The 14,114-nt window shown below is 62.3% G+C and carries 15 protein-coding genes; 8 read left to right on the forward strand and 7 right to left on the reverse strand.

All coding sequences use genetic code 11. The features are described from left to right. The first annotated feature begins 28 nt into the window (after window positions 1-28). The 5 genes from PBR20603_RS12540 to panB are packed head-to-tail and all read left to right on the forward strand — an operon-like array spanning window position 29 to window position 4,271. Window positions 29-709, forward strand: a complete 681-nt coding sequence (locus tag PBR20603_RS12540) for a histidinol-phosphatase (protein WP_150559846.1) — start codon at window positions 29-31, stop codon at window positions 707-709. Further along, window positions 706-2,238, forward strand: a complete 1,533-nt coding sequence (gene pcnB, locus PBR20603_RS12545; RefSeq protein WP_150559847.1) for a polynucleotide adenylyltransferase PcnB — start codon at window positions 706-708, stop codon at window positions 2,236-2,238. Before PBR20603_RS12540 ends, pcnB begins: the two co-directional genes overlap by 4 nt. Then, the gene (folK, locus tag PBR20603_RS12550; protein ID WP_150559848.1) at window positions 2,235-2,747 is read left to right on the forward strand and encodes a 2-amino-4-hydroxy-6-hydroxymethyldihydropteridine diphosphokinase; all 513 of its coding nucleotides are present in this window, start codon (window positions 2,235-2,237) and stop codon (window positions 2,745-2,747) included. Before pcnB ends, folK begins: the two co-directional genes overlap by 4 nt. Beyond that, entirely contained in the window at window positions 2,744-3,400 is a 657-nt protein-coding gene (locus PBR20603_RS12555) for a deoxynucleoside kinase (RefSeq protein WP_150559849.1), read from the forward strand. The genes folK and PBR20603_RS12555 overlap by 4 nt, the downstream gene beginning before the upstream one ends. 52 nt (window positions 3,401-3,452) lie before the next feature. Further along, entirely contained in the window at window positions 3,453-4,271 is an 819-nt protein-coding gene (panB, locus tag PBR20603_RS12560) for a 3-methyl-2-oxobutanoate hydroxymethyltransferase (protein ID WP_150559850.1), read from the forward strand. Between the two features lie 56 nt (window positions 4,272-4,327). Here panB and PBR20603_RS12565 read toward each other — a convergent pair whose 3' ends face one another. Both PBR20603_RS12565 and PBR20603_RS12570 read right to left on the reverse strand, forming a co-directional pair. Beyond that, window positions 4,328-5,695, reverse strand: coding sequence for a sensor histidine kinase (locus PBR20603_RS12565; protein WP_150559851.1), 1,368 nt, complete (start codon window positions 5,693-5,695; stop codon window positions 4,328-4,330). Then, complete coding sequence (locus tag PBR20603_RS12570) at window positions 5,692-6,354, reverse strand: response regulator transcription factor (protein ID WP_150559852.1); 663 nt, start codon at window positions 6,352-6,354, stop codon at window positions 5,692-5,694. The genes PBR20603_RS12565 and PBR20603_RS12570 overlap by 4 nt, the downstream gene beginning before the upstream one ends. A gap of 229 nt (window positions 6,355-6,583) precedes the next feature. Here PBR20603_RS12570 and PBR20603_RS12575 point away from each other — a divergent pair, with 229 nt between their 5' ends. From PBR20603_RS12575 to PBR20603_RS12585, 3 genes are all read left to right on the forward strand, one after another. Further along, window positions 6,584-7,384: an ABC transporter ATP-binding protein gene (locus tag PBR20603_RS12575; protein WP_150559853.1), complete on the forward strand. Its 801-nt coding sequence runs from the start codon at window positions 6,584-6,586 to the stop codon at window positions 7,382-7,384. Window positions 7,385-7,394: 10 nt separating this feature from the next. Further along, on the forward strand, window positions 7,395-8,303 hold the full coding sequence (locus PBR20603_RS12580) for an ABC transporter permease (RefSeq protein ID WP_246174604.1): 909 nt from the start codon (window positions 7,395-7,397) through the stop codon (window positions 8,301-8,303). Window positions 8,304-8,382: 79 nt separating this feature from the next. Beyond that, complete coding sequence (locus PBR20603_RS12585; protein WP_150559854.1) at window positions 8,383-9,411, forward strand: ABC transporter substrate-binding protein; 1,029 nt, start codon at window positions 8,383-8,385, stop codon at window positions 9,409-9,411. Window positions 9,412-9,512: 101 nt separating this feature from the next. Here the strand turns inward: PBR20603_RS12585 and PBR20603_RS12590 are convergent, their stop codons facing one another. The 5 genes from PBR20603_RS12590 to PBR20603_RS12610 form a co-directional block, all read right to left on the reverse strand. Further along, a complete protein-coding gene (locus tag PBR20603_RS12590; RefSeq protein ID WP_150559855.1) occupies window positions 9,513-10,673 on the reverse strand; it encodes a radical SAM protein in 1,161 nt (386 codons plus the stop codon). 18 nt (window positions 10,674-10,691) lie between these two features. Beyond that, entirely contained in the window at window positions 10,692-11,057 is a 366-nt protein-coding gene (locus PBR20603_RS12595) for a hypothetical protein (protein WP_150559856.1), read from the reverse strand. 33 nt (window positions 11,058-11,090) lie between these two features. Then, window positions 11,091-11,648: a DUF6445 family protein gene (locus PBR20603_RS12600; RefSeq protein WP_150559857.1), complete on the reverse strand. Its 558-nt coding sequence runs from the start codon at window positions 11,646-11,648 to the stop codon at window positions 11,091-11,093. A gap of 5 nt (window positions 11,649-11,653) precedes the next feature. Beyond that, window positions 11,654-12,730, reverse strand: coding sequence for an adenine nucleotide alpha hydrolase family protein (locus PBR20603_RS12605; protein ID WP_246174607.1), 1,077 nt, complete (start codon window positions 12,728-12,730; stop codon window positions 11,654-11,656). Between the two features lie 68 nt (window positions 12,731-12,798). Next, window positions 12,799-13,899 (reverse strand): collagen-like domain-containing protein, encoded by a 1,101-nt coding sequence (locus PBR20603_RS12610; RefSeq protein ID WP_150559858.1) that lies wholly within the window; start codon window positions 13,897-13,899, stop codon window positions 12,799-12,801. Window positions 13,900-14,114 lie beyond the last annotated feature (215 nt).

Below are 14,114 nucleotides of genomic sequence, written 5' to 3' on the forward strand. Positions count from 1 at the left end.
GACCCTAGCTTCAGGTAAAATTCGCGCAATGACCAATTTAGCTCTCTTCGATCTCGACCACACCCTGCTGCCGACCGACAGCGACAAAGAGTGGGGCCGTTTCCTCGTGCGCCAGGGCGCGGTCGAGCGTGACTCGTACGCGCAGGCCAACGAGGCCTTCTATCAGGACTACCGTGCAGGCCGGCTCGATATGCCGGCCTATCTGCGTTTCTGTCTCGCCCCGCTCGCACGCTATCCGCGTGACCAGCTCGACGCATGGCACGCGCAGTACATGGAAGAGTCGATCCTGCCGCACATCCGGCCCGAAGCGCTCGAATTGCTCGACGTGCACCGCGAGGCGGGCGACCTGTGCGCCATCGTGACGGCCACCAACACGTTCGTCACGCGACCGATCGCCAAGGCATTCGGCATCGATCACCTGATCGGCACCGAGCCGGCCACCGCCGGTGACGGTCCCAATGCGCGTTACACCGGCGAATACGTCGGTACACCGAGCTTCCGCGAGGGCAAGATCACACGTACCGAAGCCTGGCTTGCAACGCTAGGCAAGACGTGGAGCGATTTCGACCACGCATTTTTCTACAGCGATTCCGCCAACGACGTCCCCCTGATGGAGAAGGTGAACCATCCGGTGGCAACGAACCCCGATGAGGCGCTGCGCAGCATTGCGCTGGCGCGTCGCTGGCCCATTCTCGAGTTGTTCCAGTGATCCGTAAACTCATCAAGAAGCTGCTGGGCAAAGACGGCCGGTCCGAGAGCGCCGCAGGTAATCCGCCCGCCACCGGCCTGCCGGTCGTCATCCCCGTCTCGGTTCACGGCATAGATCCGAGCCTGCTCTCGAAGAATGCCGTGCGCGTGACCGACACGTTGCAGCAAGCCGGTTTCAAGGCCTTCATTGTGGGCGGCGCCGTGCGCGATCTGCTGCTGGGCATCGCCCCGAAGGACTTCGACGTCGCCACGAGCGCCACGCCCGAACAGGTCCAACGCCTGTTCCGGCGCGCGCGCATCATCGGCCGCCGCTTCCAGATCGTGCACGTTCAATTCGGGCAGGAGATCATCGAGACCTCCACGTTCCGGGCGTTGGTCGATGCCGTCGACAGCGAGCAGATCGGTGCGCGCCGTCCGAAAAAAGGCGAACTCGACCGCAAGACCCACGTCACCGACGAATCGGGCCGTGTGCTGCGCGACAACGTCTGGGGCGAGCAGAATGAAGACGCCGCACGCCGCGACTTCACCGTCAACGCCATGTATTACGACCCGGCGGCTCAGACGGTGCATGACTATCACCACGGCTGGGAAGACATTCAGAAGCGAGTGCTGCGCATGATCGGCGATCCCGCCACGCGCTACCGCGAAGATCCCGTGCGCATGTTGCGCGTGGTGCGTTTCGCGGCCAAGCTCGGCTTCAAGATCGATGACGCCACGGCGGCGCCGATCCCGCAGTTGGCCCCGCTCATCGACAACGTGCCTGCAGCGCGTCTGTTCGACGAGATGCTCAAGCTGCTGCTCTCGGGTCATGCCTGGGCATGTGTGCAGCAACTGCGCACGCAGGGCCTGCATCACGGTCTGCTGCCGTTGCTCGACGTGGTGCTGGAGCAGCCGCTGGGCGAGAAGTTCGTCACGCTGGCGCTCGCCAACACCGATGCGCGCATTCGCGCAGGCAAACCGGTCTCGCCGGGCTTCCTGTTCGCCGCCCTGCTCTGGCATCTCGTGCTGGAAAAGTGGCAGGCCTATCAAAGCGCAGGCGAATATCCGATTCCGGCGTTGCATCTGGCGATGGACGACGTGCTCGATGCGCAAACGGGCAAGCTGGCCATCCAGCGCCGCTTCGTCGCCGACATGAAGGAAATCTGGGGCTTGCAGGTGCGTCTCGACAAGCGCGTGGGTCGCACACCGCTGCGTCTGCTCGAGCATCCGCGTCTGCGCGCCGGTTACGACTTCCTGCTGTTGCGTTGCGAGTCGGGTGAAGTCCCGGCAGAAGCCGGTCAGTGGTGGACGGACTTCCTCGAAGGCGACGCCGCCACACGCGACGCCCTGCTCGCCCAGGGCAGCGGATCGGGCAGCACCACGCCGGCCGCGAAGCGTCGCCGCCGGCGTCGCAAACCGTCGGGCGGCGGGGGCGGTGAAGGCTCGGGCGGCGATCGTGGCGATGGGGGAGGGGGTAACGAGAACGCTGCCAGCGCGAATCATGGCAAGCGGGTATCATCGCCACAGCATGGTTCCGAAGGTGCTTCATGACTGTTGCCTATATCGGGCTCGGCGCGAATCTCGGCGACGCCCGCCAAGCGATCAAGGACGCCATTGTCTGTCTGGCGCAGCAAATCGGCGTCACCATCACGGCCAAGTCCGACCTGTATCGCACTGCGCCGATCGAGTCGAGCGGTGACGACTATCTCAATTGTGCCGTCGCCGTCGAGACGACGTTGACGGCGCGCCAGTTGCTGACGCTGTGTCTGAAGATCGAACTCCATTTCGGGCGCGAACGGCCGTACAAGAACGCGCCGCGCACGCTCGATCTCGATCTGCTGCTGTATGGCGATGAGCGCATTGCAGAGCCCGATCTGATCGTGCCGCATCCGCGCCTGGCGTTGCGGGCCTTTGTCCTGCGCCCGCTCGCGGATCTTGCTCCCGAACTCGACATTCCCGGCGTGGGGCGCGTGAGCGCCCTGCTGGCCGATGTGGCGGACCAGCGCATCGAGCGCGTCGAGCAGTGCTGCTGCCCGACGAAGCGAGCCTACGCATCATGAGATCGCCCGTCCTCGGGCGTTTCCGCTATCTGGCCGTCGAAGGCCCCATCGGTGTTGGCAAGACGTCGCTGGCGCGGCGCCTCGCCGATGCTGCGGGTGCCGATCTAATGCTCGAGCAGCCGGCCCTCAATCCGTTTCTCGAACGCTTCTACCGCGACAGTGCGCGCTATGCGCTGCCTGCACAGTTGTCCTTCTGCCTGAAACGAGTACACGAAGCGACGGAAATTGCGCGACACGATATCGACGGCAAGCCGATCTTCACCGACTTCCTTCCCGAGAAGGACGGCCTGTTTGCACGGCTCACGCTCGCTGCCGACGAACTCGAGCTTTACCGCAAGCTCGTGGCGCACATCGAGCGGCCGCATCGGGCACCGGATCTCGTGATTCATCTGCAAGCCAGCCCCGAGACGCTGTTCGCGCGCATTCAAAAGCGCGCGATTCCGATGGAACAGCAAATTCCGGACACCTATCTTCGCGCGTTGTGCGACATCTACGGCGAATTCTTCTATCATTACGCCGCTGCGCCGGTATTGACTGTCGACACGGAGCAATTCGACCCGGCACACAACGACAGCGACTTCGCCCTGCTGGTCGAACGCATCGATCAGATGCGCGGGCGCAAGGAAGTCTTCGTCAAGGGCGCCCGCCCCTGAGCGCACTCCGACCGAGCATCGCGCCAGCAACACCTCCTGAACCGAGGCCGATATGAGTTATCTGCAAGAATCCAACCGCAAGGCCGTGACCGTTCCCGGACTTGCCCAGATGCGCGAACGTGGCGAGAAGATCGCCATGCTCACGGCTTATGACGCGAGTTTTGCCGCGCTGCTCGACCGCGTGGGCGTGGATGCCATTCTCATTGGCGACTCGCTCGGCAATGTGATCCAAGGTCAGCGCACGACGCTGCCGGTTACGCTGCGCGATATCTGCTATCACACCGAGTGCGTGGCGCGCAGCGTCAACAAGGCACTCGTGCTGGCCGATCTGCCGTTCGGCACCTATGGCACGAAGGAACAGGCCTATCAGAGCGCCGTGGCCGTCATGCAGGCGGGTGCGCAGATGGTGAAGATCGAAGGTGGCGAGTGGCTGGCCGAGACGGTGCGCTTTCTGGTCGAGCGCAGCATTCCGGTCTGCGCACATCTGGGCCTGACGCCCCAGTCGGTACACGCATTCGGGGGCTTCAAGGTGCAGGCACGAGAGGATGCCGCACAGGCAAAATTGCTCCACGATGCCCGGGCGTTGCAGACGGCTGGGGCGCAATTGGTGGTGCTGGAAGCGATTCCGGCCGCCGCGGCGGCGCGCGTGACGCCGGAATTGCCGACGATGCCGACCATCGGCATCGGCGCCGGTCCCGACTGCGACGGACAAGTGCTCGTGCTGCAGGACATGCTGGGCGTGTTCCCCGGCAAGTCGCCGAAGTTCTCGATGAACTTCATGGACGGACAACCGAGCATCGCTGCGGCCATCGAAGCGTATGTACAAGCCGTAAAGCACGGGACGTTCCCGACGCAAGAACATTCGTTCTGAGCGTTCGCGCGAGCCCTGCGCGGTAAAAAGATCGGTTCGGAGACGAGCCGATTTTTTTATGCCGCCATCGGCAGCGTGAACACCACCGCAAAACCCTCGCCCGCCACCCGCTCAAAGGTCATCTGGCCGCCGTGAGCGTGCATCACTTCGGCCACCATCGCCAACCCCAGACTCGCCCCTTCGCGGCCATCGGCGCGCGAGGAAAACGGCGTGCGCACGCGCTGCCATTCCGCTTCCGGGATGCCCGGACCATCGTCGAAGAATCTCAGGCGCCATTGATCGCCTGCACGCGTCACGTCGACATGCAGACGCTGCGGCGCGCCGTAGGCCAACGCATTGACCAACACGTTCTTGATCGCTTCGCGCAGGCTCAGTGGGTCGCCGGCGATCATGCATGGCGTCTGCGGCGCATGGAGTGCGACATCGATGTCGCGCGTCGCATAAGAGAGCGTCTCGCGCATTGCCGTCTGCAACAGCTCGTTCAGATCAACAGGCACCGGCGCCACGCTGTCGGCCCGGTGCTGCACCATCGCATGATTGATCAATTGGTGGATGAGTCCGCCAAGCCCGCGTGCCTGCTTCTGAATGCGTGCGATATGCGTCTGACGTGCGGCGTCATCCTGCGTCTGCGTGAGCATTTCCGCTTGCGCCGTGAGCGCGGTTACCGGCGTGCGCAGTTGATGCGCCGCATCGCCGATCACGCGGCGCATCAGCGCGCGCGATGTCGCCAGCCGCTGCATGAAGTCGTTGATCGCCCCCACGAGTGCCAGCGTCTCCGCCGGCACCGTCACCGCCAGCGGGACGAGATCGTTCGAGTCGCGCGCCCGAATCGCCGCCTCGATCTGCTTGAGCGGCATGAGCGCCTGACGTAGTGTCCAGAGTGCGGCGAACATCGCCAGCACCCCTGTCGCAATGGTGATGAGCAGCGTGTTATCTGCCAACCCGCGTGTGAAGCGCACCCGGGCGTTCTGGGTGTGTGCCAACGCCACCACCGCCCACGGATGGGGTGCTGCCACCGGCATGCGGCGTCCGACGATGGCGATGCGGATCGGCATCTCCTGATAAGTGCCGTCGACCACGACGGGGCCGTCGGCGAGTTTGTCCCACGGAATGACCGGACGGAACTCCGAATCTCCCGCGACCGAGCGGCCATTCGGATCGAGCACGGTATAGAAGATCTGATCGCCCGGTGCGAGCGCGGAAAATGCCGCCAGCGGCACGTCGACATTCACTTCGCCGTTCTGATACCACGTGTTCTCCGCCACTTGCAGCGCGCTGCCGAGCAGCCAGCGATCATACGCACGGTCGACGGCCGAGCGCGTCGAAAACCAGATACCGAGCAGCACCGCCACGGCGGCGAACGCCAGCACGGCGCCCATGCGCACCACCAGCCGCAGATACAGTGACCGGCCGGGAACGATCATGACAGCACGAGTTGATAGCCCAGTCCGCGCAACGTGCGAATCTGGAATTGCGCGGCAGCCAGCTTCTTGCGCAGACGGGCGACATACTGCTCGATGGCGTTCGCGTTCGGTACGGGCTCGTCGCCGTACAGTCGATCCATGAGTTCGTCCTTGCCGAAGATGCGCCCCGGACGCGCCGCGAGAATTTCAAGCAGCGTCACTTCGCGGCGCGTGAGTTCGATCGGCTGACCGTCGATCTCGACACCGCGACTCTTGCGATCCAGCGAGAGATTGGCGCAGGTCAGCCGGTTCGTGGCGTCCTGTCCGGTGCGGCGCATGAGTGCCCGCACGCGCGCTTCCAACTCGCGAAAGTCGAAGGGCTTGGTGAGGTAATCGTCGGCGCCGAGATCCAGCGCGCGCACCCGCTCTTCAATCTCGGCACACGCGGTGAGCATCAGCACGCGGGTGGACAAACCGCGCTCGCGTACTCGCTTGAGCAACTCGAAACCGTCGACGTGCGGCAGCATGACGTCGAGGATCAACAGGTCGTAATCGTCGCCGATGCGCGCCGCTGCGGCTGCGCCGTCCGACTCGCAATCGAGCGCATGGCCAAGCTTGCGCAACTGCGTGGCGATCGCTTCGGCAACATCGGCGGTGTCTTCCACCAGCATGATGCGCATGATTCCTGAGTCTCCTTCCTCTTATATCCCCGGGCGCACGAAACGCTTCCCGGACACCGCGCCGAGGCGAATCTCACGGTGTATGCCTGCGATTCTCTCGGAAATTGTCGGCGACTTCCTCAGTGTTTCCCCTGAATTCGGGTACCACCTGTCCGGCATGTCAGCTTCGCTACAGCTTTGCTGCTTAGTATCGGAGCCGATTATAAGAGCATCCATCAGGAGACACGCAATGCACAACGCCCCCCTTGCGGGCGCCGCCGGGACAATTGCGCCCTCGGTGCCGCCATTGCTGGAAATCGACCGAGTCACGCTGCAATACAAGACCGACGATTACCTCGTGACCGCCGCGCAGCAAGTGAGCTTCAACGTTTATCCGGGCGACCGGTTCGTACTGCTCGGCCCGTCCGGCTGCGGAAAATCGACGTTGCTCAAGGCGATTGGCGGATATCTGCCCCCGGTTCATGGCGAGATTCGTCTCAAAGGCCGCACGATCACCGAACCCGGCCCCGATCGCATGATGGTCTTCCAGGAGTTCGACCAACTGCTGCCGTGGAAGACCGTGCGTCAGAACGTGGAATTCGCGCTCACCGCGAGCGGACGTCTGAAAGGTCGTGAAGCCGCCGAGCGCGCCGCGCACTACATCGAGAAAGTCGGTCTGGCGAAATTCATCGACAGCTATCCGCATACGCTCTCCGGCGGCATGAAGCAACGCGTGTCCATCGCGCGCGGCATGGCCATGGAGCCCGACGTCCTGCTCATGGACGAACCCTTCGCCGCCCTCGACGCCCTCACCCGCCGCAAGATGCAGGACGAACTGCTGCGCCTCTGGGACGACACGCGCTTCACGGTGCTGTTCGTCACGCACGGCATCGACGAAGCGATCCGCATCGGCACGCGCATTCTGCTGCTCTCGCCGCACCCGGGTCAGGTCAAGGCGGAACTCAACAGCATCGCGCCCGAACAACTCGGCACGGCGCACCAGAGCGCGCTCGAGACGCGCATCGATCAACTGCTGTTCGCAGCACATTGAGGGGACGTCCATGAACGCCATCGCCTCGCAACACACGCCCTCGTCTGCGCAAGCGCCCATCGAGCCGGTGTACCGGCCCGAAATCGTGCTGGAGCCGACGCCCGCCGAACTGTCGTCGATTCAGCGCCCGCTCTCGACCTTTGAAACGCTTTACCGTCTGAGCTGGCTGCGCAAGACCGTCATCCTGTGCGTGCTCGCCATCATCTGGGAAATCTACGGCCGCTGGCTCGACAACGCCCTGCTCTTTCCGAGCTTCACCGACACCCTCAGCGCATTCGCAAGCGGCCTGACGAGCGGTGTACTGCTGCTGCGCGCAGCAATCTCGCTCAAGACGCTGCTCGTCGGCTACGGCATCGGCATTGCGCTCGCCGCAGTGCTCACCACCGTCGCCATCAGTTCGAAGATCGGCAACGATCTGCTCGAGACCCTGACCGCCATGTTCAACCCGCTACCGGCCATCGCGCTGCTGCCGCTCGCGCTGATCTGGTTCGGGCTCGGCAACGGCAGCGTGATTTTTGTGCTCGTGCACTCCGTGCTGTGGGCCGTGGCGCTCAACACGCACAGCGGCTTTCGCGGCGTATCGAAAACGCTGCGCATGGTCGGCCAGAACTACGGGCTCAAGCGTTTCGCGCTGGTTCAGCACGTGCTCATTCCGGCCGCGTTCCCAAGCATTCTCACCGGACTGAAGGTGGGTTGGGCGTTCGCGTGGCGCACGCTGATTGCAGCAGAACTCGTGTTCGGCGTGTCCTCGGGATCTGGCGGTCTGGGCTGGTACATCTTCGAGAACCGCAATTCGCTGGAGACGGCCAACGTCTTCGCGGGGCTGTTCTTCGTGATTCTGATCGGGCTCGCGGTCGAAAACCTGCTGTTCGCCCGCATCGAGAAGCGCACGCTGCATCGCTGGGGCATGCAGCACTGACGTGCGAATGTGCAGCTGTATTTGATTGACGCCCCTTCGGGGGCATGAATAATTCGAACTATCCGGAGACGACAACACCATGAACCGACGCCATTTTGCCCGCTGGGCAAGCGCACTGACGCTTGCCGCCACGACGGCCTTCACCACGTTTGGCAACGCTGCCCACGCCGAAGCCAACACCGTGCGGCTCTCGCATGGCTACGGCATTCTCTATCTGCCTTTGATGGTCATGCGCGACCAGCATCTCATCGAGAAACATGCAAAGGCGCTGGGGTTGGGTGACGTGAAGACCACGTGGACGATTCTCGACGGCGGCAACGTCATCAACGACGCCATGCTCGCCGGCAATCTCGATGTGGCAGGCACGGGGGCGCCGGGCTTCGTTACGCTGTGGTCGAAGGCACACGGCATTCCGCGCTCGGAAGTCATCGGTCTGTCGGCCCTGTCGACCGGCCCGCTCTGGCTCAATACGAACAACCCGAACATCAAGTCGCTCAAAGACTTTACGCCGAAGGACAAGATTGCCATTCCGGGCATCAAGACGTCGCTCTCCGCCGTGCTGCTGCAAATGGCCGTGGCCAAGACGTTCGGCATCGAGAACTACGCGAAACTCGATCCGCAAACGGTCAGCCTGAGTCATCCGGAAGCGGTGAGCGCACTGCTTTCGGGCAAGACGGAAATCACGGCGCACTTCACCTCGCCGCCGTTCTCGTATCAGGAACTGAAGGACCCGCGTATCAAGCGCGTGCTGAATTCGACCGACGTGCTCGGCAACATCACGATCGATGTGGTGTTCGCACCGAAGCAGTTCACCGTGCAGAATCCGAAGCTGGTGCAGGCGATTCTGGACGCGCAGGAAGAAGCCGCCACCTACATCGCAAAGGACCATGTGGGGGCGGCGAAGACGTTCCTGCGCGTGTCGAAGATGAATCTGCCGCAAGCCGAAATCGAGCAGATGATCGCTGACCCGGGGCTGCAATTCACCACGACGCCTAACGGCTTGATGCAGTACGTCGAGTTCATGGGCCGCGCGGGCACGATCAAGACGCGCCCCGCAAAGTGGAGCGATCTGTTCGTGCCGCAAATGGCAACGCGTCAGGGAAGCTGAGGAAAGAACGTACAGCGGCGTGTTCGTACGCCGCTGTACGGAGAAAAGCAGGTCGATCTCGGTCACACTGACGCCGCGCACGGCACTGCGCGCGTGCCAACTTAGCCCGCTGGCGTTGCCGTCGTGAGTTGGTTCACGCGCGCACGAACATGTCGATAGAACCCGACCAACGCGCTGCAATAGAAGCTGGGATTGTCGTAACTTTCGCCATCGAAGCGATGAGCGACATACCCGCCACCGCACGCGACGAACGCTTCACATTGGCGACACGCCGCGTGAACCTCCGGATAGCGCGTACGCGCGAGGTCGACAAAGTCCTGGAGCTTGTGCGTCTCAAGACCCAATCCCGTGAAGCTGGCATCTGTCTTGCAGATGGAGAGCACGTCGAGCAACCGATAACTGCCGTCACTCTCCACCACAGCGATCGGTGCCAACGCGCCACCAAATGCATCGAGTTCGGAACGACGGCCGAGTACGCCCCGGATGAACGTTTCGAAGATGCGCACGTGGAAGCCAGGATCATCGATAGCGAGCCACGCATCGAATCCTCGGCACAGGAAATTCAGCAGACGCGCGTGCGTATACGCCTGGATGTGCCGGGGAGGCGCGGCAAAATTGGCATCCGGCAACAGGAAGTCGACGTCGCTAAGCCCCAACGCGCGAAAGTAGGAGAGAATTCGCACCGGATCGTTGTTGGGGTCGATCACCGCCAGCACGCCGTTGAACACGCGCCGCGATTGCGGGTAGGAAAGACACAGGCGAATCGCTTGCTCGACGCGAGCCCCCGTTCCCTGCTTTGCGAAATCGTATCGATGCCGATCATGCAGCGCTGGGGGGCCATCGCAACTGATGCCGAGCGTCGCACCAAACTCGGCATACAAATCCAGCCATGACGTGTCGATCAACACACCATTGCTTTGCGTCACGATCGCCAGCTCAGCTTTGCTCAAACGATTGCGCAAATGCGTGAAGAAGCGGGCTGTGCGCCGTTTGCCAAGCAATAGCGGTTCGCCCCCGTGAATCTCCAGCGTCATTCGCGCCGATGGAAATGCACTGCGGTGCTCGATCAGTCGTTCGACCAGGTGGTCGAGATGAGACTCGCTCAGGAATTTTGGACGCTGCCGCCACCCTTGATCGGCTCCCCGGTACATATAGCAATAATCGCAGTCGATATTGCAACGCTCGGCAACCTTGACCATCACCAGAAGATCGCCGGCATCACCTGACGCGATATCGCTCCCTTTGCCACGTTGCGCGGTCATCGAGACGAGGGCTTCAATTCACTTCGCTTTGCCTGCCGCCGGCGCGCGCGCCTTGGCGGCGCCACTCTCTTCCGGATGCGGCGCCATCAGCTTCGTGTGCGCAGCGAATACCGCAGAATCGTCGGTTCCCTGCTTCATCTCCGAAATTACCGAAGCGATGATATTGGCACCGGCCGATGCAGCCGCGTCGCCGTAGTGAACGAGTATGCCCGGTAACCCCGGCACGTCGGCCAACGGCACGAAGCGATCGTCAGACGACACCGGCACCACGCGATACAGCGGCACGCTATCGACCTCATGTCCGAAAGCCGTCTTGATTTTCGCTGATTGCTCCTTGCTCAGACCGAGCGAGCCCACCGGGAAAAACAGTTCCGAAGCTGCCATCTCATTGCCTCCCTTCAGGTAAGAAGATACTCATTAGCATTGCGTGTTGAAAAAGAATGTCTGGAACAGACGACCGTTCTCCTTGCAATCGCCGAAGTGCCCCTGACTCGCGTGAAAGCGGCGACCACGAAACAGGATCAGGCGATTGAAGCGGTTTGCGATTCGGTCGGTCATCGTCCAGCGTTCCCAGGCGGTTGCATCGGCATCGCAGCATTCGCGCTGCCGTTCGTCGTCGGGGTAGAGATCGAAACCCGTTTCGTTGTGCTGGAAGAACGCCGTACCGGCCTGGGGCGGAGCGTCGGGTGTCAGGTAGACCACGCCTGACCATATCGTGGTGTGATCGGCATGCACCCACGTGATGTCGTGCTTGACGCTATATTGAAACGCACCGTTGTAGGTGTCCGGCGGCCAATACGTGATCGGTGACTTGACGATATTCTGGATGGCGCCCATCACACCGTCGTGCAGGAACGGCCCCGTGCGAGCGCCGGGATAATTGCCCTTCACCGTGAACGCCTGATCCAGTGCAAACGTTCGGACATCATCCGGGTCGCGATAGAAGTTGTCGGTAACGATGATGGAATCGTGCATATGACTCACTCTGTTTTGTCGGAGACCTCGGGGGTATCGGGCCGCAGCCGGTCAAGAACCCACTGCTGATGCTCCGGCGTGATCTCCGGACGATCCACTTTCCCGAAACCCGCCTTGCGGTCGTAGAACCCGGCTCGAATCTCCTTCGAGACCTCGTAGATATGCGGATTGAAACCCTGTACATCGTAGAGATGCTGCTCCACCACACCGATCAGTTTGCAATTCGATGTGTTACCCGCCATCGAAACAGGCTTCCAGCCTGCGTCTCGAATCCATTGCATTTGCTCTGCCTCGCTGAGCTTTCTGGCCAATAGCGGCGAAGCGCAGATGAAGCCGTTGTCCGCTTCACGTTTCGTGAAACCGCTCACGGGATAAGCAAGTGGCGGAAATCGATGGCCACTGAGGATGAGACGAAGATTGAGTGCCCGGCAGGTTTTCGCCATCGCGGCGAAGACGCCACTGATGCACGATGTGCACGGAATTCGCCCGGAGGCCGACTGGAGCGACTCGCGGGCAATCCTGCGAATATCGATTTTTTCGATCACCAACGACACGCCGAAGCGCGCACAGAACGTCGACGCGTTGTCCTTGACTTCGTCGGGAATGAATCCGTTATCGACGAGCACGGCAACGGGATGCAAACCCAGTTCCTTCACAGCAAGCAGCAACGTGAGGGCACTGTCCTTTCCGCCCGAGAACGCCAGCACGCAATCCGGTGTCCCCGTGCCCCGACATGCGGCGACCACGTCAAGCAGTTTGCGTTGCGTGTAATCGCCGCGTGCGGATTCCGCAGCGAAGGCATGACAGGCATCGCAGATGCCGTCCGGCGCGATATGAACCCCGGGCAAGTCTTCAGTGAGCAGACACCGCCGGCAGTGGCGATCGATCGCCTGCGCAGTACCGCTGACAGCATCGACACGAAGTCTGCGCAACGGCGCGCCCGTGACGTCAAACAGCTTTGCGCGTTGTTCCGCCGACAAATTCATGAGGGTTGACGACATCATCGCAACTCCAATGTGAGCTATCGAAAGCGATATCTCATCTGGGATTCGCGGCTCGGCGAATCGGCTGCCGAGCCGCACGGTTCGTCAACGAGCACGAGAGCGCAAGTCCTCTGCACACTCCCGTGCCGCAGACATCGGCATTGCGATCAATGCAGCCCTTGGGCGCCTTGAATGCCTTGAGCCTGTTCCGGACCTTGAACGCCTTGCGGTCCTTGCACGCCCTGAGCGCCTTGAATGCCTTGTGGGCTCTGTGCGCCCTGAACGCCCTGAACGCCTTGCATGCCTTGCGGCCCTTGCACACCTTGCGCGTGCTGATAGCCCTGCGGTCCTTGCACGCCCTGCGCACCCTGCATGCCTTGCGGGCCTTGCACACCTTGGGCGTGCTGATAGCCCTGCGGTCCTTGCAGGCCTTGTGGGCCTTGCACACCTTGCGCGTACTGATAACCCTGCGGTCCTTGCACGCCCTGAACGCCCTGCATGCCTTGCGGGCCTTGCACACCTTGGGCGTGCTGATAGCCCTGCGGTCCTTGCATGCCCTGAACGCCCTGCATGCCTTGCGGGCCTTGCACACCTTGGGCGTGCTGATAGCCCTGCGGGCCTTGCATGCCCTGAACGCCCTGCATGCCTTGGGGGCCTTGCACGCCCTGAGCACCCTGCATGCCTTGCGGGCCTTGCACGCCTTGAGCGTGCTGATACCCCTGCGGCCCTTGCATGCCCTGGGCGCCCTGCAGGCCTTGTGGGCCTTGCACACCCTGCGCGTGCTGATAGCCCTGCGGTCCTTGCATGCCCTGAACGCCTTGCATCCCCTGCGGCCCTTGCACGCCCTGAGCGCCCTGCACGCCTTGTGGGCCTTGCACACCCTGCGCGTGCTGATAGCCCTGCGGGCCTTGCATGCCTTGGACGCCCTGCATCCCTTGCGGTCCTTGAATGCCCTGAGCCCCCTGCATCCCTTGCGGTCCTTGCATGCCCTGAGCCCCCTGCATCCCTTGCGGTCCTTGCATGCCCTGAGCCCCCTGCAGGCCTTGGGCTTGCTGATACCCCTGCGGGCCTTGCATACCCTGGACGCCCTGCAAGCCTTGAGCGCCTTGCATACCCTGCGCACCTTGCACGCCCTGCACGCCCTGTATCCCTTGAAGCCCCGGGAAATTCGATACCACCCGAATCGCCCCAATACGTTGCCCGGTCATCGCCTGAATATGGCGAATCTGGTCTTCGTTAAGCTGCAGTTCCAGATCGTTCTCGTTCATGTTTTCTCACTCCTTGAGTCAAATAAACATCGGACGCCGGCTCGAACGATTCTGCGCGGTAAAAGCAAGAACGGACTGGCTGATCGATCGCCTGACGACACTCAACAGAAGTCGACTTCCACGACGGCGAGACGCCTATGTCAATGCTGCCCCTCCGCAGTCATCGGCGAGACACGGGAGTTCGGGCGAGCGTCAGTCGATGCGGGAACGCGTGG

The organism is Pandoraea bronchicola, assembly GCF_902459805.1.
Classification (GTDB): domain Bacteria; phylum Pseudomonadota; class Gammaproteobacteria; order Burkholderiales; family Burkholderiaceae; genus Pandoraea; species Pandoraea bronchicola.

What these genes read in the sequence shown, in the direction of transcription:
- PBR20603_RS12540 (WP_150559846.1), top strand. Translation starts at nt 29, where the DNA reads ATGACCAATTTAGCTCTCTTCGATCTCGACCACACCCTGCTGCCGACC.
- folK (WP_150559848.1), top strand. Translation starts at nt 2,235, where the DNA reads ATGACTGTTGCCTATATCGGGCTCGGCGCGAATCTCGGCGACGCCCGC.
- PBR20603_RS12555 (WP_150559849.1), top strand. Translation starts at nt 2,744, where the DNA reads ATGAGATCGCCCGTCCTCGGGCGTTTCCGCTATCTGGCCGTCGAAGGC.
- panB (WP_150559850.1), top strand. Translation starts at nt 3,453, where the DNA reads ATGAGTTATCTGCAAGAATCCAACCGCAAGGCCGTGACCGTTCCCGGA.
- PBR20603_RS12565 (WP_150559851.1), bottom strand. Translation starts at nt 5,695, where the DNA reads ATGATCGTTCCCGGCCGGTCACTGTATCTGCGGCTGGTGGTGCGCATG.
- PBR20603_RS12570 (WP_150559852.1), bottom strand. Translation starts at nt 6,354, where the DNA reads ATGCGCATCATGCTGGTGGAAGACACCGCCGATGTTGCCGAAGCGATC.
- PBR20603_RS12575 (WP_150559853.1), top strand. Translation starts at nt 6,584, where the DNA reads ATGCACAACGCCCCCCTTGCGGGCGCCGCCGGGACAATTGCGCCCTCG.
- PBR20603_RS12580 (WP_246174604.1), top strand. Translation starts at nt 7,395, where the DNA reads ATGAACGCCATCGCCTCGCAACACACGCCCTCGTCTGCGCAAGCGCCC.
- PBR20603_RS12585 (WP_150559854.1), top strand. Translation starts at nt 8,383, where the DNA reads ATGAACCGACGCCATTTTGCCCGCTGGGCAAGCGCACTGACGCTTGCC.
- PBR20603_RS12590 (WP_150559855.1), bottom strand. Translation starts at nt 10,673, where the DNA reads ATGACCGCGCAACGTGGCAAAGGGAGCGATATCGCGTCAGGTGATGCC.
- PBR20603_RS12595 (WP_150559856.1), bottom strand. Translation starts at nt 11,057, where the DNA reads ATGGCAGCTTCGGAACTGTTTTTCCCGGTGGGCTCGCTCGGTCTGAGC.
- PBR20603_RS12600 (WP_150559857.1), bottom strand. Translation starts at nt 11,648, where the DNA reads ATGCACGATTCCATCATCGTTACCGACAACTTCTATCGCGACCCGGAT.
- PBR20603_RS12610 (WP_150559858.1), bottom strand. Translation starts at nt 13,899, where the DNA reads ATGAACGAGAACGATCTGGAACTGCAGCTTAACGAAGACCAGATTCGC.